Annotated in this window: 25 protein-coding genes; 13 read left to right on the top strand and 12 right to left on the bottom strand. The window is 73.9% G+C overall.

Going from position 1 to position 25,005, the window contains the following annotated elements:
- Positions 1-311: 311 nt before the first annotated feature.
- A complete protein-coding gene (locus ACFO3J_RS07015) occupies positions 312-863 on the bottom strand; it encodes a DUF4126 family protein (protein ID WP_386427200.1) in 552 nt (183 codons plus the stop codon).
- Positions 864-1,014: 151 nt separating this feature from the next.
- A complete protein-coding gene (locus ACFO3J_RS07010; RefSeq protein ID WP_386427198.1) occupies positions 1,015-1,983 on the bottom strand; it encodes an LAETG motif-containing sortase-dependent surface protein in 969 nt (322 codons plus the stop codon).
- 313 nt (positions 1,984-2,296) lie between these two features.
- Between ACFO3J_RS07010 and ACFO3J_RS07005 the strand changes: the two genes are divergently transcribed.
- The 4 genes from ACFO3J_RS07005 (at position 2,297) to ACFO3J_RS06990 (ending at position 6,616) form a co-directional block, all read left to right on the top strand.
- Positions 2,297-3,157: an LLM class F420-dependent oxidoreductase gene (locus ACFO3J_RS07005; protein ID WP_386427196.1), complete on the top strand. Its 861-nt coding sequence runs from the start codon at positions 2,297-2,299 to the stop codon at positions 3,155-3,157.
- Positions 3,158-3,423: 266 nt separating this feature from the next.
- A complete protein-coding gene (locus ACFO3J_RS07000; RefSeq protein ID WP_386427194.1) occupies positions 3,424-3,987 on the top strand; it encodes a hypothetical protein in 564 nt (187 codons plus the stop codon).
- A 146-nt stretch (positions 3,988-4,133) separates the two neighbouring features.
- The gene (locus ACFO3J_RS06995) at positions 4,134-4,844 is read left to right on the top strand and encodes a DUF1275 family protein (protein WP_386427192.1); all 711 of its coding nucleotides are present in this window, start codon (positions 4,134-4,136) and stop codon (positions 4,842-4,844) included.
- 86 nt (positions 4,845-4,930) lie between these two features.
- Complete coding sequence (locus ACFO3J_RS06990) at positions 4,931-6,616, top strand: RecQ family ATP-dependent DNA helicase (protein ID WP_386427190.1); 1,686 nt, start codon at positions 4,931-4,933, stop codon at positions 6,614-6,616.
- 288 nt (positions 6,617-6,904) lie between these two features.
- Here ACFO3J_RS06990 and ACFO3J_RS06985 read toward each other — a convergent pair whose 3' ends face one another.
- Positions 6,905-7,390, bottom strand: a complete 486-nt coding sequence (locus ACFO3J_RS06985; RefSeq protein ID WP_386427188.1) for a DUF4429 domain-containing protein — start codon at positions 7,388-7,390, stop codon at positions 6,905-6,907.
- A gap of 193 nt (positions 7,391-7,583) precedes the next feature.
- Between ACFO3J_RS06985 and ACFO3J_RS06980 the strand changes: the two genes are divergently transcribed.
- The 8 genes from ACFO3J_RS06980 to ACFO3J_RS06945 all read left to right on the top strand — a co-directional run bounded on the left by ACFO3J_RS06980 (position 7,584) and on the right by ACFO3J_RS06945 (position 14,659).
- Positions 7,584-8,180: a TetR/AcrR family transcriptional regulator gene (locus tag ACFO3J_RS06980; RefSeq protein ID WP_386427186.1), complete on the top strand. Its 597-nt coding sequence runs from the start codon at positions 7,584-7,586 to the stop codon at positions 8,178-8,180.
- Between the two features lie 139 nt (positions 8,181-8,319).
- Complete coding sequence (locus ACFO3J_RS06975) at positions 8,320-9,204, top strand: oxidoreductase (protein WP_386427184.1); 885 nt, start codon at positions 8,320-8,322, stop codon at positions 9,202-9,204.
- Between the two features lie 135 nt (positions 9,205-9,339).
- Entirely contained in the window at positions 9,340-9,939 is a 600-nt protein-coding gene (locus ACFO3J_RS06970) for a sulfite oxidase-like oxidoreductase (RefSeq protein WP_386427182.1), read from the top strand.
- Between the two features lie 116 nt (positions 9,940-10,055).
- A complete protein-coding gene (locus ACFO3J_RS06965) occupies positions 10,056-10,826 on the top strand; it encodes a ferredoxin reductase (RefSeq protein ID WP_386427180.1) in 771 nt (256 codons plus the stop codon).
- 1 nt (position 10,827) lies between these two features.
- Positions 10,828-11,130 carry a DUF6510 family protein gene (locus tag ACFO3J_RS06960; protein ID WP_386427178.1) on the top strand — a complete coding sequence of 101 codons (303 nt, stop codon included), beginning with the start codon at positions 10,828-10,830 and terminating at the stop codon, positions 11,128-11,130.
- 152 nt (positions 11,131-11,282) lie between these two features.
- Entirely contained in the window at positions 11,283-13,556 is a 2,274-nt protein-coding gene (locus tag ACFO3J_RS06955) for an FUSC family protein (protein WP_386427176.1), read from the top strand.
- A 125-nt stretch (positions 13,557-13,681) separates the two neighbouring features.
- Positions 13,682-13,885: a cold-shock protein gene (locus tag ACFO3J_RS06950; RefSeq protein ID WP_386427174.1), complete on the top strand. Its 204-nt coding sequence runs from the start codon at positions 13,682-13,684 to the stop codon at positions 13,883-13,885.
- A gap of 108 nt (positions 13,886-13,993) precedes the next feature.
- Positions 13,994-14,659: a hypothetical protein gene (locus tag ACFO3J_RS06945; protein ID WP_386427172.1), complete on the top strand. Its 666-nt coding sequence runs from the start codon at positions 13,994-13,996 to the stop codon at positions 14,657-14,659.
- A 34-nt stretch (positions 14,660-14,693) separates the two neighbouring features.
- Here ACFO3J_RS06945 and ACFO3J_RS06940 read toward each other — a convergent pair whose 3' ends face one another.
- The 9 genes from ACFO3J_RS06940 to ACFO3J_RS06900 all read right to left on the bottom strand — a co-directional run bounded on the left by ACFO3J_RS06940 (position 14,694) and on the right by ACFO3J_RS06900 (position 23,669).
- Entirely contained in the window at positions 14,694-15,662 is a 969-nt protein-coding gene (locus tag ACFO3J_RS06940) for an SCO2400 family protein (RefSeq protein ID WP_386427170.1), read from the bottom strand.
- A 182-nt stretch (positions 15,663-15,844) separates the two neighbouring features.
- Positions 15,845-16,432, bottom strand: coding sequence for a DoxX family membrane protein (locus ACFO3J_RS06935; RefSeq protein ID WP_386427168.1), 588 nt, complete (start codon positions 16,430-16,432; stop codon positions 15,845-15,847).
- A 54-nt stretch (positions 16,433-16,486) separates the two neighbouring features.
- Entirely contained in the window at positions 16,487-16,756 is a 270-nt protein-coding gene (locus tag ACFO3J_RS06930; RefSeq protein WP_386427166.1) for a MoaD/ThiS family protein, read from the bottom strand.
- Complete coding sequence (locus ACFO3J_RS06925) at positions 16,753-17,694, bottom strand: hypothetical protein (protein WP_386427164.1); 942 nt, start codon at positions 17,692-17,694, stop codon at positions 16,753-16,755. Before ACFO3J_RS06925 ends, ACFO3J_RS06930 begins: the two co-directional genes overlap by 4 nt.
- Positions 17,695-17,701: 7 nt before the next feature.
- Positions 17,702-19,360: an AMP-binding protein gene (locus tag ACFO3J_RS06920; protein WP_386427162.1), complete on the bottom strand. Its 1,659-nt coding sequence runs from the start codon at positions 19,358-19,360 to the stop codon at positions 17,702-17,704.
- Positions 19,357-21,426 carry an acyl-CoA dehydrogenase family protein gene (locus ACFO3J_RS06915; RefSeq protein WP_386427160.1) on the bottom strand — a complete coding sequence of 690 codons (2,070 nt, stop codon included), beginning with the start codon at positions 21,424-21,426 and terminating at the stop codon, positions 19,357-19,359. Before ACFO3J_RS06915 ends, ACFO3J_RS06920 begins: the two co-directional genes overlap by 4 nt.
- A complete protein-coding gene (locus ACFO3J_RS06910; RefSeq protein WP_386427158.1) occupies positions 21,423-21,695 on the bottom strand; it encodes an acyl carrier protein in 273 nt (90 codons plus the stop codon). The genes ACFO3J_RS06915 and ACFO3J_RS06910 overlap by 4 nt, the downstream gene beginning before the upstream one ends.
- A gap of 101 nt (positions 21,696-21,796) precedes the next feature.
- Positions 21,797-22,759, bottom strand: coding sequence for an SLAC1 family transporter (locus ACFO3J_RS06905; RefSeq protein ID WP_386427156.1), 963 nt, complete (start codon positions 22,757-22,759; stop codon positions 21,797-21,799).
- Positions 22,760-22,835: 76 nt separating this feature from the next.
- Entirely contained in the window at positions 22,836-23,669 is an 834-nt protein-coding gene (locus tag ACFO3J_RS06900) for an alpha/beta fold hydrolase (RefSeq protein ID WP_386427154.1), read from the bottom strand.
- A 217-nt stretch (positions 23,670-23,886) separates the two neighbouring features.
- On the opposite strand from ACFO3J_RS06900, the gene ACFO3J_RS06895 reads away from it, so the two are divergent.
- On the top strand, positions 23,887-25,005 hold a 1,119-nt coding region (locus tag ACFO3J_RS06895), incomplete at its 3' end, for a DNA alkylation repair protein (RefSeq protein WP_386427152.1).

Below are 25,005 nucleotides of genomic sequence, written 5' to 3'. Positions count from 1 at the left end.
CTTTCCGGCGGGCGTCCCGACGACCCGCAAGACAATACATCGGACACCTGGGCTTCCCGCCGGTGCCCCATCGCCGTTCACCTGCCGCCGCTACACCGGTCCGGGGGTCCGCCGGACGCGATTGCCGTTGTCCCGCCTGCGCTGTACGGCCGTCGGGGTACGCCCGCGGGCGGCCGGCCGTGATCCTTCCCGGCCGGCGTCGCCGCCGGAGGAATTCACCCGTCCGGCACGTGTTCGCGCCCACGGGGACGCGAAGGCGGGCGGCCGGAGTCGCCGCTGAAGAGGGTGCGGGCGGTGCCGACCGGCTCGGCTCAGCCCGGCAGCAGGCGGCAGGCCGCCCAGGCGACGCCGGCGGCGGTGGCGTCCTCGGCGAGGGCGGCCGGCCAGTCGGGGAAGCCGCGGTCCGACACCCGCTGCCGCCAGCGGGCCCCGGCGTGCGCGCCGGCGAAGGCCGCGCAGGCGCCGACGGCCGCAGCGGCGGGCACCGGGATCGCCGGCCGGCCGGGGCTACCGGCCCGGGCGGCGAGCGCGACCCCGGCGAAGGCGCCGAGCGTGAGCCGCGAGAACAGGCCGGTCGCGCCCAGGCGGCTGGGCGTTCGGGGAAGCTTGTCCCCCACGAGTTCGCCGGCCGCGGCGGTCACCGATACGGCGGTGGCCCGGGGGTCGGCCAGCAGCGAGCCCGGACGCGTTCTGGTGGCCGGGTCGGTGGTGAGCGCGATCGCGGCCACACCGAGCTGGCTGCGCATCCCGGAGACCACGCCGATGAGCACGGTGCCCGCGATCGCCCTCACGACGTCCTCGTCGACGCTCCCCGCGCACTGCGCGACGGCGGCGGACGACCGGGGCATCCGTGATCCGACCATGCCCTCCTGATGCCCGCCCGTCCCCGCGCCTAACGGCGGACCGCCCGGAAGCACCCGGTCGGCCCCCGGCTCCGGGTCGCCGCACAGCGCAGCGCCCCCCGGACGACGAAGCGTTCGGGGGGCGCTGCGGTCACGCCGAGGCGTGGACGGGTCAGTTGCCCGCGGTGCGGTTGCGGCGCCGGGTGAAGTAGACGGCTCCGCCGCCGATCACCAGGAGGGCCGCGCCGCCGCCGGCGAAGGCGACGGTCTGCGAGCCGTTGCCGCCGGTCTCGGCGAGGTTGCCGGTCGGCGTGGTGGAGACCGGCGAGACGACCGGCGAACCGGTGGGAGGCGTGGTGCTGCCACCGCCGGAAGCCGCCGAGGTGGTCGGCGCGGGCGACGGGGACGAGGAGTCCGACACGCTCGGCGACGGGGTCGGGGTGCCGGTGTCGCTCGGGGTCGGGGTGGGGGTGGGCGTGTCCGTACCGGTCGGCGTCGGAGTCGGCGTCGGGGTACCGGTGTCGGTCGGCGTCGGGGTCGGGGTCGGCGTGTCCGTACCGGTCGGCGTCGGAGTCGGCGTCGGGGTACCGGTGTCGGTCGGCGTCGGGGTCGGCGTCGGCGTGGTGCACGGGGCACCGCCGTTCCACGCGGTGATCAGGCGGGGCGGCGTGGCCGAGTCGGGGTAGTGCGGCAGGGCGTTGCCGCCGGTGCCGTCGTACTTCTTGCCGTTGCCGTAGAGGTCGACCTGGCCGAAGCAGCTCGGCGCGGGGACGTTCAGCGCGGCCTGGGTGTTCTCGGCGTCCAGCGTCGCGGTGTCCCAGCCGAGGAGGGCCTGGGTGCCCGAGGACGCCCAGTCGGGGCCCTCGGCGCTGTACGAGGCCAGCGAGACGTGGTAGCTGCAGCCCTTGGCCGGGGTGTCGCTGAGCTTGACGATGATCGACGCCGGGGCGGTGTCACCGTTGATGCGGCCGTCCGTCGTCCAGCTCTGTCCTCCGTCGAGGGAGAACGTGACGGAGACCCGGCCGCATTTGTTGGAGTTGCCGTGTGCCTGTGCGACACCGGCGCCGGCGACCGAGAGGGCCGCCGTCATGACGGCCGCGCCGGCGACAGCGGTCGCGCGCCTGGTTATTGAACCTTGCACTGAGAGTTTGCTCCCTGATCCCGGGGCGGTCGGCCTGGAGCAGGCGGAGCGGATGAGGACACACGCGGTACGCGAGGCTCGGGCCCCCCTGGCCTGCGAGAGCCTCGCCGCCGAAGTGGAAGTGCTACGGCCTGATGGCCGATCGTTGAGTATGCCGGTCGGGCGGTGCTCCTGTACAGCGAGCGCCCGGCTCCGGGACGGAAGTTCGGACGGCGGATAACAAAAAGAGGCCATCGGAGTGAATCCGGCGGGACGACCACCCATCCGGCCCAACACCGGAATAGAGCGCGGACAGCGCCCGGTTGCGGCATACATGACTCGTGAAACACATAAGCGCTTCGGCCGTGTCGGTATCTGGTCGGGTGCGCTGAGCAGGGGTGACACGGCGGCCCGGGAGGCCGCCGCGGAGCTCGAGGAGCTCGGTTACGGCACCATCTGGGTGGGCGCCTCGCCATCGCTCGACCAGACCGGGCCGGTCCTGGAGGCCACCGGGCGGATCACCGTCGCGACCGGGATCCTCAGCATCTGGGAGCAGGACGCGGCCTCGGTGGCGCGGACGGTGGCGGATCTGGAGCTGCGCCACGGCGACCGGTTCGTGCTCGGGCTCGGCGCCAGCCACCCGTCGAGCACACCCGGATACACCCGGCCGTATTCGAAGATGGTGTCGTACCTCGAGGAGCTGGACACGGCCCCGACGCCGGTGCCCGTGCACCAGCGGGTGCTGGCCGCGCTCGGTCCGAAGATGCTGAAACTGGCGGCCGAACAGGCCGCCGGCGCGCATCCGTATCTGGTGACGGCCGAGCATGTCGCCCAGGCCCGGGCCGAGCTGGGTCCGGACGCCTTGCTGGCCCCGGAGCTGGGCGTGGTGCTCGACTCCGACCGGACCAGGGGTATGGCGACCGCGCGGGGCGCGCTCGACTACTACCTCAAGCTGCCCAACTACACCAGCAACTGGCTGCGGCGCGGCTTCACCAAGCACGACCTGTCCGGCGGCGGCAGCGACCGGCTGGTCGAGGCGCTGTACGCGGTGGGTGACGCGGACGCGATCCGGGCCCGGGTCGACGCCTTCCACGAGGCGGGCGCCGACCATGTGGCGATCCAGGCGCTGAGCGCGGAGGGGGGCCTGCCGCACAAGGAATGGCGCGAACTGGCCGCCGCGCTCCCGCTGGCCTGACGGGCCACCAGGCCGCCGGGGCCCCGGGCCCTCCCGCACGGGGTCGCGGGGGGCGGGCTCCGCGGACCTCGGCGGCTTCGGCGGACCTCGTCCGGCCTTGTCGGGCTCCGTCGGGCTCGTGCTGCGGAATCCGCGAGGTGACCGGACCATGGCAGGGCCGGTGCGGTCACCGCCGCGCGGCCGGGGCCGGCCCGGGCCGCCGGTGGACTGGGGCACGCCGGCCCGGGTAGGCGGCGTGTCCGAACCTTCGCAAAGGAGTCGTCCCCATGGCCGAAGACCTCTTCCAGGACCCGGACGCCTTGAAGCACACGCCCGTGCACGACCGCGACGGCCGGCTGATCGCCAGCGTGGCGAAGGTCTACGTGGACGTCCTGAAGGACCGCCACCCGGAGTGGGTGGCGGTGCGGGGGCAGCCGCACGGCGCCGAGGACACATTCGTCCCCCTCCGGGGCGCCGGATACGACGAGGACGGCGTGCTCCGGGTGGCGTACACGCTCGAAGAGGTCGCCGCCGCGCCCAGGATCAACGCCGATCAGCACCTCACCCTGGACCAGGAGCAGGAGCTGTATCTGCACTACGGCCTCACTCCCCCGGCCGACGAGGCGTCCGGCGCCCCGGGCGTCGGAAACGCGCGGCCCAAGGCACCGCTGACCGGGACCGACGGGGAGGTCGAGGGCGTCGCCGAACTCGGGCCCGAGCCGCCCCCAGAGCGCCCCCGGCTGCGGAAGTTCGTCCCGGCCGACAGCGAGGAGACCCGCGGCGGCGCGACCCGCTTCGACGGCGAGGAGAGCCGAGGGGGCGCGACCCGCTTCGACGGCGGGAGCGCCTGAGCCGAAGCGGGCGGCCGCCCGGCCGGTAGGAGGTTCGGGAGGGCCGGCCGCGGCCGGCCCTCCCCCCGCGGCCTCACCCCATCGCCTGCCCGTGCCCCCGGCCCGTCGCGGTGCGGGTGGGCGGGCCGGGTGAGACGTTGGCCGTTATGCCGCTCCGGTCGACCGCCTCCGCCTCGTTGCTGCTGCTGACCCTGGCCACCGGCGCCGTCAACGCCATCGGCTTCATGGCTCTCGGCGGGGTGTTCACCAGTGTGATGACGGCCAATCTGGGGTTGCTCGGCCTCGCCGCCGGCGGTGGCCGCGCCGCGCTGGCCGGGCACGCGGCGGTGGCGATCGCCGGATTCGCCGCCGGAGTGCCGATCGGTGGCCGGCTCGCCGCGACGGAGGGCGGCTCCCGGTGGGCGGGCGTCCGGGGCGCGCTGGCCGCGGAGCTGCTGATCCTGTGCGGCATCACGGCCGCCTGGGCGGCGCTGGACGGCCGCCCCGGCGGCACCGGACGGCTGGTACTGCTGGCGGCGGCAGCGGTGGCGATGGGCTGCCAGAGCGGCACCGTCCAGGTGGGCGCCCCGCCGGGCACGTCGACCACGTATCTGACCGGCGCCATCACCGGCGTGCTCAGCGAGTTGGCGAGGACCGGTGCCTTCCGCGCCCGGACCGCGCTGGTGATCGCGATGCTGCCGCTCGGTGCCGCGCTCGGCGGCCTGCTGGTCACGCGGGCCAGGGAGGCCGCCCCCGCCGCCCCGGCCCTGCTGGTCGGCGCGGCGCTGGCCCTGAGCTGGCGGGGGGCGGCGCCCTCCTGGCGGGAGACCCCGCGTGCGCACCGGGCCGGGGAGCCGCGGGAGTCCCCCGAAACGTAGAACCCATGGGGACGGCGGGCGGTAGCCGGCCGGTACCGGGGTATCCGCAGCCCGACAGACGCCTCGAACGTCCCTTGAGGAGACCCATGTTCGGACTTGCTTCCCGTCGGCTGCGCCGCACCGCCCGGCTGGTCTACGGCTGGCAGCGGCTGCGGCCGGCCCAACTGGCGGCGATGAAGGCCGTACTGAAGGGGCAGGACGTCATCGCGGTGATGCCGACCGGCGCGGGCAAGTCGGCGATCTACCAGGTGCCGGGGGCGCTGCTGAAGGGGCCGACGGTGGTGGTCTCACCGCTGGTGGCGCTGCAACGCGACCAGGTGCGCGGCCTGGTGGAGCGCGGTGGGGGCAGGGCCGCGGCCGTCAACTCCGTACAGCGGCGGTCCGACAACGAGCTGGCGTGGGAGCGGCTCAGCGCCGGGGAGATCGACTTCGTCTTCCTCGCGCCCGAACAGCTCGCCAAGGACGAGGTGGTGGAGCAGCTGGCGGCGCTGCGGCCGGCCCTGTTCGTGGTGGACGAGGCGCACTGCGTGTCGTCCTGGGGCCATGACTTCCGCCCGGAGTACCTGCGGTTGCGGCACGCCGTGGAACGGCTGGGACGGCCGCCGGTGCTGGCGCTGACCGCGAACGCCGCCGCGCCGGTCCGCAAGGACATCGTGGAGCGGCTCGGCATGCGCGACACCAAGGAGATCGTGGCCGGGTTCGACCGGCCCAATATCGAGCTGGGCGTGGTGGCCTTCCAGGACGACGCGGACAAGCGGCGGTTCGTGGTGGAGCGGGCGGCGGCCGAGCCGAAACCGGGCATCGTCTACGCCGCCACCCGGCGCGACGCGGAGGCCTACGCGGCCGAGCTGTCGGAGCTGAAGCTGGCGGCGGCCGCGTATCACGCGGGGCTGCGGGCCGGTGAGCGCGCGGAGGTGCACGACCGCTTCATGGCCGGCGAACTCGATGTGGTGGTGGCGACGTCGGCGTTCGGCATGGGCATCGACAAGGCGGACGTCCGGTTCGTCCTGCACGCGTCCGTGCCCGGTTCGCTCGACGCGTACTACCAGGAGGTCGGCCGCGCCGGGCGGGACGGGGCGCCGGCCCGGGCGGTCCTCGCCTACCGCTCGCAGGACCTCGGGCTCCAGCGCTTCTTCGCCGCCGGCGGCACCGACGCCGACACGCTGGCCGCGGTGGCGCGGGAGATCCGGGGCGGGTCGGATCCGGTCACCGCCGCGGACCTCCGGACGCGGTGCGAGCTGTCCCCGACCCGGCTGTCGGCCGCGCTCAACCTGCTGGAGCAGACCGGCGCGATCAGGACCGGCCCGGCCGGGAGCGCCTGGGCCGAACCGGGGCGCGACGAGGCGGACACGGTCGAGGAGGCGCTGCGCATCGCCGGGAACCACCGGCTGCTGGAGCGCTCGCGCGTCGACATGATGCGGGGCTACGCCGAGACGACCGGATGCCGGCGCCGCTTCCTCCTCGGCTACTTCGGCGAGGAGGTCGGTGTCCCGTGCGGGGCGTGCGACGCCTGCCTCCCGGGCCGGCGCTCCGGCTCCGGCTCCGGCACGGCCGCTCCCGTACCGGCGCCCCCGGCACCGATCCCGTCCGCCCGCCACCCCTACCGGCCGGGTGTACGCGTCGAGCACCGCCAGTGGGGCGAGGGCGAGGTGATGAGCGAGGACGACGGCAAGCTCACGGTGCTCTTCTCGACGGTGGGCTACCGCACCCTCTCCCTCTCGGTGGTGACCGAGAACCGCTTGCTCACCCCGGTAACCGGCAGCGCCCGCTGAGACCGGCGCCCGGGGCCCGCTGGGCGGCGCCCGCCGGGGAACGCTCCGACGCCCCGGGCCCGGGCCGGCTCCCCGCCGCCTGCGCCCCGGCCCACGACGGGCAGCAGCGGCCGAAGAGCCGGCCGCCCGGATCCGCCCAGGGCCGGGCCCGAAGCCCGGACCTGGGCGCCCGACTGGCGCCGAAGCCCGAGGCCGGGCCCGCGTCCGGGTTACGGGGTCGGTCCCGCTGTGACGACCGGAGCCGGTCCGCGCCCCGCGCAAGCCCCTGGCCCCGGGGGACCGGCCCCGCTAGCCCCCGCCGAGCAGGCGGCTCTTGGCCTGGCGGAACTCCTCCTGGGTGATCGCGCCGGACTGGACCAGGTGGGAGAGGCGGGCGATCTCCTCGGTCGTGGTCGCGGCGGTGTCCGCGGGTGGGGAGTCGCCGCGGCCGGCGGCGACCGCGCGTTCGACCGCGACCTTGAGTTCGGCGAAGCCCGGCTGCTGCCTGGCCCGGAAGGTGACGGTGCCCTCCTGGGCCGCCTCCCGTGCCGCGTCGCGGCCGAAGCGGGCCAGACCGCGGCCCCGCTCGGTCTCGAAGCGGATGAATCCCCTGGTCAGTCCGGCCGGGCGCCAGCCCACCGCGACGATCTCCGAGATATGCAGCCGGTGCGGCGCCGCCTCGGACGCCGGGCGCCCCAGCAGGCCGCCGCGGAAGATCGTCACCTGCTCGCCGTCGAAGACGATCCGCCCCGAGGCGCCTTTCACGTCGATGATGTCCACCATGCCCCCTGACATGTCGTGGACCGGTCATCCTGCCACGCACATACCGGTGATGACAGGCTATGTGCATACTTCGCCGCCCCGGTCCGGTACGCCCGCCCGCCACCGGCCCGCGCGCTAAAGTGGAGGCACCGCTCCGGGTAGGCGGAGCCCCTCCTCCGATCACCCGGACCGCGGCGAGACCGGCCGGACCCGAGGAGGACCCCGCATGACGTTTTCGCTTCCCGCGCCGCCGGACAGGCCGCTGCGGGCGGACGCGCGGCGCAACTACGACGCGCTGCTGGAGGCCGCCCGCGACGCCTTCGCGGAATTCGGCTCCAAGGCCCCGCTGGAGGAGATCGCCCGCCGGGCCGGCGTCGGCATCGGCACGCTGTACCGCAACTTCCCCAACCGGCAGATCCTCTTCGACGCCGTCTACGTCCACGAGGTCGAGGTGCTGTGTGCCTCGGCCGCGCGGGTACGGGAACTCGGCCCCTGGGACGCGCTGGACGGGTGGCTGCGGAATTTCGTCGCGTTCATCACGAACAAGCGGGCCTTCACCGAGGAGATGGCCCGCGAGTCCCCGATCGTGCTGGCCTGCCGGACGGCCATCTACGCCGTCGGCGAGCCGCTGCTGCGCCGGGCGCAGGACGCCGGCGAGGCGCGCGCCGACGTGGACATCGACGATGTGCTGCGCCTGCTGAGCGGTATCGCGCTGCTGGACTTCCCCGGCGGCCCGGGCCAGATCGACTTCGTCGCGGGAGTGGCCCTGGACGGCCTGCGCTATCCGCCCGCCCTGACCGGCACCCACCCCGCCGCGTCCTGACCCGCCAGGCGGCACTCATTGACCGGAGGCACCCCTCCGCTATACTGGAGGCATGCCTCCGATAAAAGGGAGGCCCTCCTCCGCCCATCGGCGGACAAGCCCCGGACCGGGGCGGGAGTACGCGAGGGAAGGCAATGAAATGACCAGGACATGGCTGATCACCGGCGCCTCGCGCGGCCTGGGCCGCGAGCTGGCCCGCGCCGTACTGGAGAACGGCGACCGCCTGGTGGCGACCGCACGCCGTCCGGAGCAGTTGTCGGAGTTCACCGAGCGTTACGGCGGCCGCGTCCGTACGGTGGCCCTCGACATCACCGACGCCGAGGCGGCGGTCGCGGCGGTCCGCACCGCGGAGACGGAGTTCGGCGGCCTGGACGTCGTGGCCAACAACGCCGGCTACGCCAACAGCGCGGCGATCGAGCACACCTCGCTGGCGGAGTTCCGGGCCCAGATCGAGACCAATCTGTTCGGCGTCATCAACGTCACCAAGGCCGCGCTGCCGGTCTTCCACCGGCAGCGCTCCGGGCTGTTCCTGCAGTTCTCCTCGATCGGCGGCCGGGTGGGCGCCACCCCGGGCCTGGCGCCCTACCAGACCTCGAAGTTCGGCGTCGAAGGCTTCTCCGAGGTGCTGGCGGCCGAGACCGCGCCGCTGGGCATCAAGGTCGTCATCGTGGAGCCGGGCGGTTTCCGTACCGACTGGGCGGGCTCGTCGATGGCGATCGCTGGCACCACGGAGGACTACGCCACCACGGTGGGCCGGATGCACCAGTACCGCGCCGACAGCGCCGGCCAGCAGCCCGGCGACCCGGCCCGCGCCGCGCGGCTGCTGGTGAAGGTCGCCGGCCTGGACGCACCGCCGCGCCGGCTCCCGCTGGGCAGCGACGCCGTCGACATCGCGCTGGCCGCCGGGCAGGTGCGCCAGGACGAGACCGCGGCCTGGGCGGCGGTCAGCCGCAGCACCGACTACGCCAGTGAGGTGGATCCCGGGCAGACGTCCCTCGCCGACCTGCTGGACCGGCGCGGCTGACCGCCCCGCCCGCGGCCGGGCGGGTCCCGGGGGCGTGCGGTGGCCCGGGCGGCGACCGGCGCGCATGCTGGGGAACGGCGAGGCGGTGCGGCGAGGTCGGCCCGCCACGAGCATCCGAGGAAAGGACGGCGCGACATGCCCATCATTTCGCGCGGTTTCCACGGCAGGCGGCCCGAGTCGGGACGGAAGCTCCCGCCGGGCCAGTACGAGACCTTCGATTTCCCGGTGCTCTCGGCCGGACCCACGCCCCGGGTGAACCGGGACGACTGGGAATTCACCATCACCACCGAGGACGGGACCCGGCACAGCTGGGACTGGGCGCGGCTGATGGCACTGCCCGCCGAGCGGCCGACGGTCGATCTGCACTGCGTCACCAAATGGTCCAAGTTCGGCACGCACTGGGAGGGCGTCTCGCTCGACGTGCTGCTGGACGATGTGGAGACCGCCGCCGACTACGCCCTCGTCCACTCCTACGGCGGCTACACCACCAACATGCCGCTGGCGGACCTGCTGGACGGCAAGGCCTGGATAGCGCACCGCTACGACGGCCAGGACCTTCCTCCCGAGCACGGCGGCCCCGCCCGGCTGCTGGTACCGCACCTGTATCTGTGGAAGTCCGCGAAATGGGTGCACGGGATCGAACTCATGCCGCACGACCAGCCGGGCTTCTGGGAGACCGCCGGCTACCACGACTACGGAGACCCATGGCGCGAGCAGCGGTACCAGGGCGATTAGGGGGTGTCGTTTGGATCTCCGTGGATGGAGGAGCGGTGTCCGGTGCGCGCGAATGCAAGGCGGAGGAGGGAGGCGACGCGGAGCGTCGTCGACCGACGAGAACGCAGCAGGCGCGCGTGCCGGGCACCGCGACGCCGCGGAGATCCGAACGACACCCCCTAGGGGCTCGGCTGCGCTGGCAGGCCGCCGCGCTGGTGGAGCGGCGCGCCGAGTCGGCGACCGCCTGGACGCTGGTCTTCGACGTCCCCGGCTGGGCCGGTCATCTGCCCGGCCAGCACGTCGACGTGCGACTGACGGCGGAGGACGGCTACAGCACCCAGCGCAGCTACTCGGTGGCCTCCGCGCCGGGCGGCGACCGCCTCGAACTCACCGTCCAGCGGGTCCGCGACGGTGAGGTGTCCCCCTATCTCATCGACGGCCTGGCGGTCGGCGACGCGGTGGAGATCCGCGGGCCGGTCGGCGGCTGGTTCGTCTGGCGCCCCGAGCAGACGGAGCCGCTACTGCTGGTCGCGGGCGGCTCGGGGCTGGTGCCGCTGATGTCGATGGTCCGGGTGCGCGCCATGCTCGGCAGCCGGGTGCCGTTCCGCCTGGTGTACTCGCTGCGCGACCCCGCCGACCGGCTGTACGGGCCCGAGCTGGACCGCGGCGCGCCCGGGCTGGACACGGGCTACGTCTACACGCGCGCCGTGCCGCCCGGCTGGGACCGGCCGGCCGGGCGGCTGGCCGCTTCGGACCTGGCGCGGTGGGGATGGCCGGCCGACATCGGGCCGACCTGCTACGTCTGCGGGCCGACCGGCTTCGTGGAGTCGGTGGCCACCTCGCTGGTGTCGCTCGGCCACGACCCGGACCGTATCCGTACCGAGCGTTTCGGCCCCAGCGGAGGATGACATGGACCCCATGGACGCGGCGGTGGAGCACGGCTACCGGGAGAACTACCAGGACGGCAACGCGCTGGCCGGACCGCTCGCGGAGATCTTCGCGGTGGATGTGACCGCGGCGGTCTCCCGCTGCGCGCACTGCGACGCCTCGGGGCCGGTGGCCGGCCTGCGGGTCTACGGCCGGGCGCCGGCCCTGGTGGCGCGCTGTCCGCGGTGCGACGGGGTCGTGCTGCGGCTGGTCAGATCCCCCGGCACCGCCTGGCTCGACATGCGCGGGACGATCGCGCTGGCCGTGCCCCTCGACCCCATGTGACCGCGGCCGTACGGCGGAAGGCAGCGGCCCCGCGGCCGGTGCGAGGCGTCGCCCCGTCACATCCGCCGCGCCGTACGGGCGCACACCGGTCACCGGCGTGGCCGTGCGATGCTGGGCATGCTCCGATCCTGGCAGGGGAACACGACAGCGCGATGACGAAGGCACGGAGGGCGCGGAGGGCACGCACCGGTATCTGGGACCGCTACTCGGCCTCCGACCCCGGGCTGCTGCGGCTGATGGCCGGGCTGCGGACGGTCGGCTCGATCGGCCTGGCGCTGGGAGTGCTCGGGCTGCTCCACTTCGCGGTGGCCCAACTCGTGGCCGGCGCGCTGGCGGCGACGGTGTCCACCGTCGGCATCCGGGACCAGCGGGTGCGCGACCAGGCGATCACGCTGGCGCTCTGCCTGCCCACCGCGCTGGTGACCGTGGCGCTGGGGACCGTGCTCAATCCCCATATCGTCGTGGGCGACATCTTCTTCGTCCTGCTGATCTTCGGGGCCGCCTATCTGCGCCGCTTCGGCGACCGGGGCGGCGCGATCGGGCTGATCGGCTTCCAGATCTACTTCCTGTCGCTGTTCGTCCGCGCCGGGACGTCCGACCTGCCCTCGCTCTGGCTGGCGCTGACCATCGCCTTCGCGGGCAGTGCCCTGGTGCGCTTCGCGATCTTCCCCGAGACGCCCGAACGCACCCTGCGGCGCCTCCGGCAGGCCTTCAGGGCCCGCACCGCCCAGCTCATCGCGACCCAGGTGGACCTCCTGGAGGCCGCGCCGGACCGGTTGGAGAACGCGGTGGCGGACCTGCGCAAGGACACCGCGCGGCTGCACGCCACCGCGCTGATGATCCAGGAGCGGCTGGACGAGGGCAGCACCGACGAGGCGACCGCGGCGCAGCTCCAGCGGCGGATCGCGGACGCCGAGATCGCCGCCGAGCGGCTCAGCGAGCTGACGCTCAACGCCCGCAGCGCCGAGCGCGCCGACACCATCGTGCTGCACCTGCCGCGGGCGACACTTCCGGCACCCGCGCGGCGCACCGGCGAGGAGGACCGGACGGTCAGCACCCTGGACCGCGAACTGCGGGCCCTGCACCTGCTGGTGGCGCGGCTCGGCGAGGACGGCCCCAGCCCCGGTAGCGCGCAGGTCCGCAACCGGCTGCTCGGCTACCGTGACGAGGAGAATCTGCCGTCCGCCCCGCCCGCCGTCCAGGAGGCCTTCCGGGGCATCGGCGAGGCCACCCGCGCCGCGCTGGGACTGCGGCTGGCGCTGGCCGGGCCGGGGGACGAGTCCGACGACACCCCGGAGGCGGCCCGCTCCCGCGAGGAGTTCGAGGCGGAGGACGTGGCGCTGGCCGGCGAGGTGACGGCGGCGGAGCGCACCGGCCTGGACCGCCGGACCACCCGGGCCGCCGTCCAGGTGTCGGCCGGCTCCGTACTCGCCATCGTGGGCGGCGAGTTCCTGTCCTCGCAGCGCTGGTACTGGGCGGTGCTGACCTGCTGGGTCGTCTTCCTCAACACCTCCTCCAGGGGCGAGATCCTGGTCAGGGGCTACCGCCGGCTGATCGGCACGGTGGCCGGCGTGGTCGCGGGGGTGGGCCTGGCCGGCGTGGTCGGCAAGCACACCTTCACGGCGTTCGTGCTGGTGCTGCTGCTGATCTTCGGGATGTTCTTCACCGCCGCGCTGTCCTACGCCCTGAGCTCCTTCTTCGTCACCGCGATGCTCGGCCTGCTCTACACGCTGCTGCACACCTACAGCCTGTCCGTGCTGCTGCTGCGGGTGGAGGAGACGGCGCTGGGCGCGGCCTGCGGCATCATCGCGGCGCTGTTCGTCCTGCCGGTCAGCACCGACGAGCACAGCGACGAGCAGCTGGTCACCGCCCTGACCCGGCTGCGGGAGGTGGCCACCGCTGCGGTCGCGCAGCTCAGCGGGGCCCCGGCCGCCGACCTGCTGGACCAGGCGCGCGAGCTGGACTCCGCGCTGGAGGAGCTGCGCCGCTCGACGAGCCCGCTGACCTACCCGATCACCCCGCTGCGGGTCCGGCGGCGCACGGTGCGCTATCTGGTGGCGCTGCTGGAGACCTGCGCCTACCACGCCCGCGCGCTGGCCGCGACGGCCGAACTGGTGCCGTACAGCCGGAGCGTGGCCGCCGACCCCCGGCTGGAGGCGGTCGGCCGGCGCATCGCGTACAACATCGACGTGCTGATCGGCCGGATCGAGGACGGGACGTCGTCGGAGCCGATCCGGACCGGCCCCAGCATCGCGTCCATGCTGGAGGGCTCCGGGTCCGCGGCGCTGCGCTCGGGCTCGGTCACCTTCCGCGTGCTGCGCCACCTCCAGCGGCTCGACGAGGGGATCGCGGGTCTGGCCAGGCCGATCGGGGCCGGTATCGAGGCCAAGGCCGCACGTCCCGCGCGGGTCCCCAAGACAGCCTGATCCAGGCCGGGTTGACGCTGCATGGTCCGCGCCGCGGCGGGGTACGTAGCCGGGGGGCAATCCGTCGGCGGATCCCCCGGGGCCGCGGAACAGCGGCTCCCGACAGCGGACCAGAGGGACAGACAGTGGCCAGTGGCACGGTGAAGTGGTTCAACTCCGAGAAGGGTTACGGGTTCATCGCCCAGGAAGGTGGCCCCGACGTCTTCGCGCACTACTCCCAGATATCCGGCACCGGCTACCGGGAACTCCTGGAGGGTGAGGCCGTGACCTTCGACGTGGCCCAGGGCCAGAAGGGACCCCAGGCGGAGAACATCGTCCGGGCGCACTGACCGCTGCCCCCGATCCGGCGCACCCTGCCCCACCGGCCGGCCGGCCGGCCATGACGGCCGGCCGGCCGGGATTCCCCGGCTCCCGGGGCCATGCGGTTGGATGAGGGTGTGACCGTTCATGACATAGCTCGGCAGCTGCCCGAGATCGCCGTCCTCCGCGACCACTGCCGGTCCCTGGCGATGCTGGAGGCGATCCTCAGCCCGGAGTGGGAGGACCGCTACCACTCGTTCGCCTCCGACTGGTCGGAGACGGAGGAGATGGCGTCGATGAGCAACGGCTCGGGCGACGAGTACTCGATCGTCTTCTCCCCCGCCGGGGCGTACGTCCGCGGCTTCGCCCACGAGTCGGCCATGAGCCCCTATGTGGAGGACGGCCCGTGGCCCGGCGTGCTGGACGAGGTGCCCGAGGTGTTCCGGTCCTGTGTGGAGGAGCCGGCCTTCTCGGACGAGGACGGCATGCCGGTCGTGACCGCCTGCCTGTGGCGTACGGTGCGCGACGACGCCTGGCGCGCCGGGACGATCGAGTTCCCCGAGGTCAGCACCGGTGACCCGGACGGAGCCGACTACTTGTTCCAACTGCTCGCGGACCGCTCGGCCGAGGCCTTCCAGCGGTTCGCCGAGGACTACTACGAAGTGCCGGTCGATCTCGCGGCGATCCGGCACGTCCACGCGCTGGGCCCGCTGACGCCCGAGGTGGTGGCCGCGCTGAATCCGGACCTCACCCTGGACGATCTGGCGCGGGACATCGAGCAGATCGGTTATCCCCGGGGCTGAGCCGCACGGCGGGCGGCGGCGCCGGGCCGGCCGGTCAGTGCAGGCAGATGGACAGGACGCACACGTGGTGCGTGGGCGGCGGCGTGGTCGGCGAGGCGGGCGGCGTGCTCACCGGCGAGGCCGTGGGGCTGCCGCCCGTCGTGGTGACGGGCGGCGGGACCGGGCGGTCGGACCGGGTCGGGACGACGGGGCCGCCCACCGCCGAGCCGGTGGCGGGGGCGGTCGACCGGGACACCGCCCGGTGCGGTCCGGCGGCGCTCGGGGAGCGGGAGCCGGCGGGCGGCGGCGCCGTACGGGAAGTGGGGGCCGCCGTACCGGGGACGGACGGGGACGGCAGGCCGGCCGCCGAGGTCGGGGGCGGAGTGGAGGGCGGCCGGTCCGGGGCGGACACCTCGGCCGGACTGTCCGGCGAACCCGCCGACACGGCCGCGACCGTCAGTCCGCCACCGATGAAGGCGACGGCCGCCGCGACGGCGGCCCGCCTGCGGTTCTTCTTCCGGCGTTCGGTCCGCGGCAGGCTCCCGGCTCGGCTGTCGCGGGGGCCGGGGGCGTCAGGCTGGGGGTCGGGATCTGGATCGGGGTCGGGGGCAAAATCCCCGGCGGGGGAGATCGGTTCGGCGGTTTCGTCGGAGGCGCCGGACGATTCGGCGGCCTCGGGAGCTTCCGCGACATCCGCCGGTTCCGCGGCATCAGCCGGTTCCGGGTCCGTCACGTCCGCCGGTATCTCACCGGGCGCGGATACGGGTACGGATACGGGTGCCGGTACGGCGGGTGGAGAACCGGCGCCGCTCGCCTGCGCCGGCTCCAGGGCATCCGGCGCGTCCGGCGGCGCGGACTCCTCGGCGTCCCCGGTCCCGGCGGCCCGCTCCGGGCGGCCCGACCGCCGCGCCGCCCTGGCCCGCGCGATGGCGCCCCGCGGGTCTATGTCGGGGGCGTAGGCACCGCACCCGGGGCACACCAGGGCCCCGTTCAGCGTGCGACGGCAGGTGAAGCAGTAGTCCATTCGCGGTCTTTCTGTGCCGGCTGCGCCACGGGGAAAAGCTGGAGTCGTGTTCGCGTTCACCCGCCACGGGGCAGCGCGAAACGCTAACAGCCGGTTCGGGAGAGGTTGCGGGGCAGTTGTGACGCTCTTGCAAAGATCGCCGTCGCCGGTGAGCAGCGGCGGGCGGCCGCCGCCCGCCTCCGCTACCCGATGGGCAGGTGGTCCCGGACGCTGCCGGTCACGCTGTCCAGGTGGTCCCGCACACCGCCGGTGACGCTGCCGGTGAGGTTGTCGGCGGTCGTGTGCAGGCCGTCCCACGCGGCGTGCACCCGGTCGGCGGTCGCGTCCGTCGCGTGCCGGGTGCCGCGCCGGGTGCGGTAGGCCAGCGAGGGCTTGCCGTGGGTGTCGGCGGCGGCGAGCAGCAGGCCGCCCAGCAGGGAGAGGTTCTTGACGAAGTGGACGCGCTGCCGGGCCCGCTCCTCCGGGTCCTCGATCGTCCAGTAGGGGTGGCCGGCCAGCGTGGAGGGCACCAGCGTGGCGGCCAGGGCGAGCGCGGCTCCTCGGGGGAAGCGCCCGAGGGCGAGCAGGGTTCCGGCGCCGAGTTGGACGGCGCTGTTGATCCGCACCAGTTGCCGCGGGTCGTCGGGCAGCTTCTTGATCCGCCCGGCGATGGACAGCGCGACCGGCTTCGCGGCCGGTCCGGCCGCCTCGGGGTGCCGGAGCGTCGCGTAGCCGCCGCTGACGAACATGGTGGCGAGCATGGGGCGGGCGAATTTCCTGAGAACGGCCATGCCGTGCGCGTGCCCCTGCGCGGGCCGCGCACACACCCCGCGGCGAACGGACCGTCAGCCGCCGGAGATCGAGGTGAGGATCTCCAGCCGGTCCTCGGGGCCGACAGGGGTGTCGAGTTCGGCGGGGCCGAGGAGGCTGTCGCCCAGGATGAGGCGGTGCGAGGGGCGCAACTCCCCCTCGGGGGTGAGCAGCAGGGGCGTCAGGACGGGATGCTGCTCGGTGAGGGCGGTCAGCGCCTCCCGCACGGTGCCGGCGCCGGGGTAGTGGAGCCGGCGCCGGTAGCCCACGTAGCGCAGCAGCGAGCCGGCGCAGACGATCATCATGGCGGTCCTCCCGGTGTCATGGTCGCCGATTCCGCCGGATTCCCGGCGCCGCGCGGGGGCTCCCCGGCCGGGGAGGGCCGCAAGGTCTCCAGCGCGAGGGCGTGCGGCTCGCCGCGGGCCGAGGTGACGCGGTGGACGAAGGCGAGGCCCGCGCCGTCCTGGTAGGCGGTGGTGGTGAGGCGGGCGCTGTCCAGCAGGCCGAGAGGCCGGTGCAGGTCGAAGGTCAGCCGGTGGTGGCCCAGCGCCAGGCTGCCCAGCAGGTGCGGGGCGGTGGCCTCCTCGGCGAGCAGCAGCGCCTCCCTGGCTTCGGCCAGCAGGTCGGGGACGGGGACGAAGGTCCACTGGTCGCCCGGTTCGCACAGGTGCCGGTGGGCGGTGACGGTCCGGTGGTGGTCGGGTGTGAGCCGCTCGGCGGTGGCTTCGAGCCGGGCGACGTGGTCGGCGAGTACGGAGTGCCGGCGGTCGGCGCCGCGCTCGTCGGGGCCGAGCCGGGCGAGGAGTTCGGCGGGCGGGGCGCCGAGCGCGGCGGCGCACAGGGTGCCGGGGGTGAAGCGGGACACGGTGGCGGTCAGCCGCACCTCGGCGAAGTCCTCGCCGTCCTCGCCGTCCTCGCCGTCCTCGCCGTCCTCGCCGTGGTGCCGGAAGACGGTGTCGCAGGTGACGCTGAGGTCGCGGGGCCGGCGGAAGACGACGGACGTCTCGCGGGTGAAGGAGTTGGCGCTCAGGAAGGTGAAGGGGCGCAGGAAACGCAGCTCCGCGGTGGCGAGCGGGAAACCGGTGCCGTAGCGGCCCATCAGCTCACCGACCGGCACCAGATGCTCCTCCAGCCAGGCGGACCAGCCGTCGACGGCGAGGGACAGCAGGGTGCGGGGGTGGATCTCCACCTCGCCGAACTGGGTGGGGTTGCTCCTGACCCGCTCGACCACGGTACGGACCACGGCCGGCTCACCGTCCCCTGGCGGGCGGCGCTTCGGCGAGCAGCCGGTCACGGGCGGCGCCGCGCCGCCACTTGCCGCTGGTGGTCTTGGGCAGCCAGCGCGGCGGCACGATATGGACCCGTACCGCCGCCAGGCCGAGGTGCCCGGAGATCCGGGCGGCTATCTCCCCGGCCAGCCGCGTGTGTTCGGCGGGGTCCTCGGACTCCGACTCGGCGACCAGCATCAGGTGCTCGTCGGGATCGGTGGGACGCATCGCGAAGGCCACACAGCGCTCGCGGTGCACGCCGGGGACGGCCTTGGCGACGGCTTCGGCGTCCTCGGGGAAGTAGTTGACCCCCCTGACGATGATCATCTCCTTGGAGCGGCCGGCGATGAAGAGATGGCCGTCGAGCAGGAAGCCCAGGTCTCCGGTGCGCAGCCAGGGCCCGTCGAAGGAGGCGGCGGTCACCGCCTCGTCGTGCAGGTAGGCGGTGGTGAGCGAGCGGCCCATCAGCTGGATCTCGCCCAGCGCCCCCTCGGGGCAGGGCTTGCCGTCGCTGTCGATGACGCGGGTCCGCACGCTGGCGACCGGCCGGCCGGCCGAGACCACCGCCTTGGCGGCGCGGTCGCCGGGCAGGACGCGTTCGATGCGCCCGGCGGCCAGGTGCTCCCGGTGGACGTACGCGATGCGCGGTGGCGCGCCGGGCACCGACAGGGCCGCCACCAGGGTCGCCTCGGCGAGGCCGTAGCCCGGGCACAGGACGTTCGGCGGGGCGCCGGCGGCTTCCACCGCCCGCGCGAACCGCTCCAGCGTCTCGGGCCGGACCGGTTCGGCGCCGTTCAGGCACAGCCGGAGCCGGGACAGGTCGAGGGTGGAGATCCAGTCGGGGTCGGCGACCTCGGCCATCCTCTGGTAGCAGAAGTCGGGGCCGGCCAGGCAGGTGCCGCCGCTGGCGGCGACGTACTCCAGGAAGGCGCGGGGCCGCCGGATCAGGGTGAGCGGGCTAAGGATGTGCAGGTCGCCGCCGTGGAAGAGCTGGACGAGGTCGGTGACGAGCCCGAAGTCGTGGTAGTGCGGCAGCCAGTTGACCCAGACGTCCTGCCCGGTGACCTCGCAGGCGCGGGCGAGCGCTTCGACCCCGTGCACGGCGGCGCTGTGGGTGAGGGTGACGCCCCGGGGAGCGCTGGTGCTGCCGGAGGTGAACTGCACGATGGCGAGCGCGGACGGGTCGGGGTCGCCGGTCCTGGCGACGGTCCCGGCGGCGTCCATCGGGATCAGCCGCAGCGTGGGGCGCAGTCGCGTCAAGTGCTCGGCGCAGGCGGCGAGTTCGGGGGCGACGACCAAGTGGCGCATCCGGGTGGTGTCCACCAGCGGGGCGAGCCGTTCGGCCTGGGCCCGCGCGCTGCCGAGCCCGGTGAGCGCGGGCATCGCGGTGGCGGCGGCGCCGTGGCGCAGCACGCCGAAGAAGGCGGTGAAGAAGGCGGCGCCGGGCTCCGCGAGCAGGCCCACCACTTCGTCGCGGCCGACCTCGTGGGTGAGCAGCACATCGGCGAACAGGGCGGACCGGTGGGCGAGTTCGGCGACGGTACAGCTCTGGCCGGCCTCGGGGAAGACCAGCCGCCGGCTGCCGGACCGGCGGGCCGCCTCGTCCAGTACGGCGGGCAGGGTCTCGGGTGCCGGGCTCATCGGCCGGCCCTCGCGGCGAGCGGGGCTGCCGTGGCGGCCGGCCGGGGTTCGGGACCGGCGGGATCAGCGGCAGTCCCGGGAGTATCGGTGGTCAGCCGGTCCTCGTACGCCTGGAGGTAGTCGTCCGAGGCCAGCGGGCTGCGCAGCACGGCGTCCGGGATCGCGAAGGCCGCGGTGAGCAGCGGCAGCCGGCCGGCCAGCGCGCTGTGCAGCCGGACCCGGCGCAGCTCCAGGCCGGTGGCCTCCTTCGGGCCGAGCATTCCATGGCCGACGAACCAGCCGATCGTCTCCTCGACGCACCGCAGGGTGTACACCTCGGCGAGGTCTTCCAGGACGCCGCGGGCGGTGGGGTCGGCGGCCCGCTCGGCGGCGGCGAAGAGCGCCGCGGCGGCCGAGCGGCGGCCGCAGGTCTCGGCCAGCTGCCGTACCTGCTCCACCTGGCCGTTCCAGGTCTCGAACACCGAGCCGCCGGAGTGTTCCCCGGTCCGCAGTGCGGCCAGGATGTCCTGCCGCATGCCGAGCGCCCGCCGGCCGAGCAGCCGCAGCCACCACCGGCCGGTTCCGGCGGCCGGGACACCGGGGCCGGCCGCGGGATCTGCTGCGGGGTCCGTGGCGGGGTCCCTTCCGGGAGCCGTTTCGGGGTCCGTTTCGCCGTCCGCCGCCGGGCCGGCTTCGGGGTCGGCGCCGGCCAGGACGGCGTCCGGCTCGTCCAGGAGCTGGCGGCCGGCCTTGATCATGATGACCTCGTTGTCGCCCTCGGCGGTGATCACGCCGTGGTTCACGACCACGTAGTCCATGATCCGGTTCACCGAGAACAGCCCCTGGGCGCCGCAGCGTTCCCGGCACACCTCCAGCACCCGGCGGGTGTTCCAGGAGGTCAGCGCCTTGCTGATGGCGGCCTGCCGGATGGTGGCCTCGTCCATCGGCAGCCCGCTCGCGCGCAGCCGGGCCATGGCGTCGCGGGTGTCGTCGAAGAGGAAGCCCATCGCGTAGGTGGCGGCCAGCTGTTCGATCAGCGCCGTGTGGTGGGTGCGGTAGTCGGCCAGGACGACCTGGCCGCGGCCGGGTGCGAAGGTGCGGCGCTGCCCGGCGTACCGTACGGCGATGGTCAGCGCGGCCCGGGACATCGCCAGCGAGCCGGCCGTCAGGCAGATCTTGCTGCCCTCGATGTTCTCGATCGAGCCGAGGAAGCGGGCGATCTTGTCCCGGAGCAGGCCGTCGAGGGTGCCGTCCGCGGCGATCCGGTCGCGCTCGTCGGCGAGCAGGGCGTCCAGGCCGACCCGTACCCGGTCGAAGGTGGTGACCGCGTTGTCGAGCGCGAGCACCGGTTTGGGCGGCAGCGGCACGATCCGCACGCCCGGGGCGGCCCGGTGGCCGTCGGTCAGCCGCACCAGGAAGGGCATGATGCCGCACTCCCGGTCGCCGACGAAGGTCCGGGCCAGCACGACGGCGAGTTTGGGGACGCCGTTGAGCGTGGTGTTGGGCATGTACTTGCGCGCTCGGGGGCGGGGGGTGTGCAGGACGAATTCGCGTGTCTCCGGGTCGTAGCGGGCCTCGGTCTCCAGGGCGACGAGGTTGTTGCCGTAGCCCAGCTCGCTCGCCATGAAGACGCCCACCGCGCGCAGGTCCTCGAGTTCCGCCACCACCGGGTCGAGGTCGGGGTGGCGGGCGGCCTGCCGGAGCAGACCGGTCAGCACCAGGTTGTAGTGCGAGGTCATGATCGCGAAGAGCGTTCCGTCGGTGATGGCCGCCCACTCGTGCAGGGCGGTCAACCGGTGGAGGTCGCCGAGCAGTTCGCGGGCCGGGTGGACGAAGCGGTTCACCGTCTCCAGCCGCGCGTAGGCCCGCGCGGTCGCGGTCGCGGTGGCCGTCCGGACCGGCTCCGTGCCGCAGGGCTCCGTGCCGCCGAAATCCGTGCCGCCGAGATCCGGGTCGTCGAACTCCGGGCCGGCGAAGAAGGCGGCCAGTTCGGCGCGCATCTCCGGCCGGCCGCCGGCCAGCAGAGCGGTCAGCTCGTCCAGCGTCTCCCGTCCCGGCTCCCCCGGTGGGTCCGCCGCGGCCGTCACCGGTCGGCGTCCCGATCCCGTGGCGGACGCCCGTGGACGTATTCCAGGACGTCGCGCGGAGTGGCGATACGGTCCAGCTCCGGATCGGAGATCACGACTTTCAGCTTGTCCTGCAATGCCTCGGCGAACTGCACCATCGCCAGCGAGTCGAAGCCGAGTTCCCGGAAGGAGGAGTCGAGCAGGTCGTCACCGGTCGCCGGCAGGGTCCGGGTGTGCGGCAGGCATTCCTGCATCAGTTCTGCGAGTGCGCCGACGGACAAGGCTTTCACAGCATCCCACCCCCACCCGGCCGGCCCCTTGGGGAACTCTTCACCGTGGGTGACCTGCCGCGCCCTCTTTTGTAGTTGAAGCCGCGAGCCGTTGTCCATGCTCAGCCGCTCCGGGGCAGGAAGGTACCCCGAACAAGACCCAGGATTGTGCGGTAGGCAAGTGCCAGCAGCGCGGCGGTGGCCAGCGCCAGCAGGACGTAGGTCAGGGAGTCCAGGCCGTGCACGTGCTCGATGCCCAGCCAGTGGACGCCGTCGGTGAACGCCGAGGCGTAGGAGAAGGCGAAGGCCCAGTAGCCGGGGCCGAAGGGGGATCGCCGGTAGGTGGTGACCAGGGTGAGCTGGACCAGGACCATCAGCACGGCGTAGCCGGCCAGGAAGGCGGCGACGATGTCGAGCCGGCCGCCGTTGATGGCGAACCAGGCGTTGCCGGCCACCACGGGCGGCGCGAGTTCGATGGCGATGGTGGGCAGCAGCGGTGGCGGCAGCGCGGGCTGGGTGAACAGGCGTACCAGCAGGATTGAGCCGAGGACGAACCAGCAGATGACGCCGTAGCCGAGCATCACATGGGCCAGCGTCGTGAAGCCCAGCATGGCGCTGCCTTCGGCGGCGATCAGGCCGCCGGCCACCGTGGGCAGGAAGTAGCCGGGATGCCACTGGTCGAGCCGGGTGTCCACCCGGATCCACAGGCCGGTCAGCCAGCCGCCGAGCAGCACGGTGAGTACGAGGAAGACCACGAAGACCGTCCTGCCCGCCACCCGGGCGTGCGGTGCCAGCGCGATGCCGAAGAGCATGGGGACGATGACGGCCAGCGAGGTGAAGGGGCCGGTGGTGGCGTCGGGCAGCTCGGTGCGCAGTCGTCCCTGGCCGATCACATTGCGCAGGTAGGCGGCCACCGTCACCAGCCAGATGACGGCCGCCGAGATCCACAGCACGTCGGCCGGCCAGGACGGCGCGTCCACCGTGTCCTCGGCCAGCGCCCACGCCTGGGCCAGACCGGCGACGCCGAAGCCGACGCCGAAGAGATTGGGGGTCAGCCGGTAGGGGGACGGCCGGTCGCGCCTCACCGGGGGTCCGCGCCGCTCGTCGGGTGACACGTGACGCCCGGGCGGCGGGGCGCGTCGCGGGCCGCCGGAAGCGCGCTCACCGGTGGAGGAAGTCGAGTAGCGCGGCGTTGCACTCGACCGGGTGGGTCCAGCCGATCCCGTGCGGGGCCCCGTCGACCACGACATGCCTCATATCGGTGATCAGGCCCGCCAATCGGTCGCCGCTGGCCTCGGGCGGCAGCACCCGGTCCGCCGAGCCCTGGATCACGAGGGTGGGCACATTGATCCTGGGCAGGTCGGCGCGGAAGTCGGTGAGCCAGGTCCGGATGCACTCCACCGACGCCGTGGCGGACGCGGACACCGCGACGTTCCAGCTCGCCTGCCGGGCCTGCTCGCTGATCCGGGTCCCCCGCAGGAGGTCGAAGTTGTAGAGATCGTCGATGAAGGCCTTCATGAACGCGGGCCGGTCGTCGGCGCAGGCCCGCGCCATCTCGTCGAAGACGGCTTCGTCGACCCCCTCGGTGTTGTCCGCGGTCTTGAGCAGAAAGGGCCCCAGCGGGCCGATCAGTACGGCCCGGCTGACCCGCGCCGAGCCGTAACGGGCCAGATACCGCACGACCTCGCCGGTGCCCATCGAGAAGCCGACCAGCGCCACATTGCGCAGGTCGAGCGCGGTGAGCAGGATGTCCAGGTCGGCGGCGAGCGTGTCGTAGTCGTAGCCGGCGCTGGGCCGGCCGGACGCGCCGAAGCCGCGCCGGTCATAGGTGATGACCCGGTATCCGCCGCGCAGCAGCGCGAGTTCCTGCTTCTCCCAGGAGTGACCGTCCAGCGGATAGCCGTGAATCATCACGACGGGCCGGCCGGTGCCGTGGTCCTCGTAGTAGACCTCGATTCCGGCGGAATTCTCCTGACCGACCTTCATATACGGCATGACCTGTTCCTCCGCTGCGTGACCGAGGACGAAAAGGGGGCCTTCCCGCAGTACGCGGACTTCGGAGTAAATCACCGGGAAACGTGTAACCGCCGTCATGACCGGCGGGTTGTGTGAACGCGTCATGGGGGGCCCTTTTCGTGCCGCGCGGTCCGGCCGGGATACTGGCATCCCCGCGCCGGGGGAACCGGGCGGGAAGCGGAGCGGCGGAGGAAGCGTGCCCACAGCGGAAGAACTGATCAGCGCCGCGTGCGTTCGCCGGCTCGCCGAGATCCTGGAGGAGGCCGCCCCGCCGCGCGCCCGGTGGCGCGCGGTCGCGGCGAGCAGCGAGGCGCTGGGCCCGCTGGCGCTGGGGCAGCGGGCCCGCACGGTCGCCGACGCCCTGCTCGCCGGCCTCCCCGGCGGCTACGACGAACTGGCCGCGGCGGTCCGCGCCGCGCTGGAGCGGCCCGAGCTGACCGGCTGGATGATCTGGCCGGTGACGGAGGCGGTCGCCACCGCCGCCACCGGCTCGGACCGGCCCGGCGACTTCGAGGACGGCCTGCGCCTGCTGGCGGCGCTGACCTCGCGGCTGACCGGCGAGTTCGCGCTGCGCACCTTCCTCGATGCCGATCTGGCCCGCACGCTGGCGACGGTACGGACCTGGGCCGGCGATCCGGACCCTTCGGTGCGGCGGCTGGCCAGCGAGGGCACCCGGCCCAGGCTGCCGTGGGCCCGGCAGGTGCCCGGCATCAATCGCGACCCGGGACTGACGGGCCCGGTCCTGGACCTGCTGTACCGGGATCCCTCCGAGGTCGTACGGCGCTCGGTGGCGAACCATCTCAACGACGTCTCCCGGCTGGACCCGGCGCTGGCGGTGGCGACCGCGCGGCGCTGGCAGCGGGACCCGGCCGCCACCACCCCGGCGCTGGTGCGGCACGCCATGCGCACCCTGGTGAAGCAGGGCGACCCGGCGGCGCTGGCGCTGGTCGGCTTTCGCGGGGAGCGGGACGCGCTGAGCGTCAGCGGGCCCGAGGTGGCGGTGCGGGAGATCCAGGTGGGCGGCGAACTGGTGTTCAGCGCGCTGATCCGCAACGCCTCGGGTGAGCCGGTGGTACTCGCCGTGGACTACGTCATCCACTACCTCAAGGCCAACGGCCGGCAGGCGCCGAAGGTGTTCAAGCTGGCCAAGCGCAGCCTCGCGCCGGGCGAGAGCGCCGAGCTGCAGCGGCGGCACTCCTTCCGCCCGATCAGCACGCGCCTCTACCACCCTGGGGCGCACGCGCTGGAACTCCAGGTCAACGGACACCGGTTCGGCCGGGCCGATTTCCTGCTGCGGGAGGCGAGCGGGGGGGGG

This window comes from Streptomyces polygonati, assembly GCF_042650325.1.
Lineage (GTDB): Bacteria > Actinomycetota > Actinomycetes > Streptomycetales > Streptomycetaceae > Actinacidiphila > Actinacidiphila polygonati.
This window is presented reverse-complemented; position numbering and strand designations above follow the sequence as displayed.

Coding starts and splice junctions, on each gene's coding strand:
- ACFO3J_RS07015 (WP_386427200.1), bottom strand. CDS start 863: ATGGTCGGATCACGGATGCCCCGGTCGTCCGCCGCCGTCGCGCAGTGC.
- ACFO3J_RS07005 (WP_386427196.1), top strand. CDS start 2,297: ATGACTCGTGAAACACATAAGCGCTTCGGCCGTGTCGGTATCTGGTCG.
- ACFO3J_RS07000 (WP_386427194.1), top strand. CDS start 3,424: ATGGCCGAAGACCTCTTCCAGGACCCGGACGCCTTGAAGCACACGCCC.
- ACFO3J_RS06995 (WP_386427192.1), top strand. CDS start 4,134: ATGCCGCTCCGGTCGACCGCCTCCGCCTCGTTGCTGCTGCTGACCCTG.
- ACFO3J_RS06990 (WP_386427190.1), top strand. CDS start 4,931: ATGTTCGGACTTGCTTCCCGTCGGCTGCGCCGCACCGCCCGGCTGGTC.
- ACFO3J_RS06985 (WP_386427188.1), bottom strand. CDS start 7,390: ATGTCAGGGGGCATGGTGGACATCATCGACGTGAAAGGCGCCTCGGGG.
- ACFO3J_RS06980 (WP_386427186.1), top strand. CDS start 7,584: ATGACGTTTTCGCTTCCCGCGCCGCCGGACAGGCCGCTGCGGGCGGAC.
- ACFO3J_RS06975 (WP_386427184.1), top strand. CDS start 8,320: ATGACCAGGACATGGCTGATCACCGGCGCCTCGCGCGGCCTGGGCCGC.
- ACFO3J_RS06970 (WP_386427182.1), top strand. CDS start 9,340: ATGCCCATCATTTCGCGCGGTTTCCACGGCAGGCGGCCCGAGTCGGGA.
- ACFO3J_RS06960 (WP_386427178.1), top strand. CDS start 10,828: ATGGACCCCATGGACGCGGCGGTGGAGCACGGCTACCGGGAGAACTAC.
- ACFO3J_RS06955 (WP_386427176.1), top strand. CDS start 11,283: ATGACGAAGGCACGGAGGGCGCGGAGGGCACGCACCGGTATCTGGGAC.
- ACFO3J_RS06940 (WP_386427170.1), bottom strand. CDS start 15,662: ATGGACTACTGCTTCACCTGCCGTCGCACGCTGAACGGGGCCCTGGTG.
- ACFO3J_RS06935 (WP_386427168.1), bottom strand. CDS start 16,432: ATGGCCGTTCTCAGGAAATTCGCCCGCCCCATGCTCGCCACCATGTTC.
- ACFO3J_RS06930 (WP_386427166.1), bottom strand. CDS start 16,756: ATGATGATCGTCTGCGCCGGCTCGCTGCTGCGCTACGTGGGCTACCGG.
- ACFO3J_RS06920 (WP_386427162.1), bottom strand. CDS start 19,360: ATGAGCCCGGCACCCGAGACCCTGCCCGCCGTACTGGACGAGGCGGCC.
- ACFO3J_RS06900 (WP_386427154.1), bottom strand. CDS start 23,669: ATGCCGTATATGAAGGTCGGTCAGGAGAATTCCGCCGGAATCGAGGTC.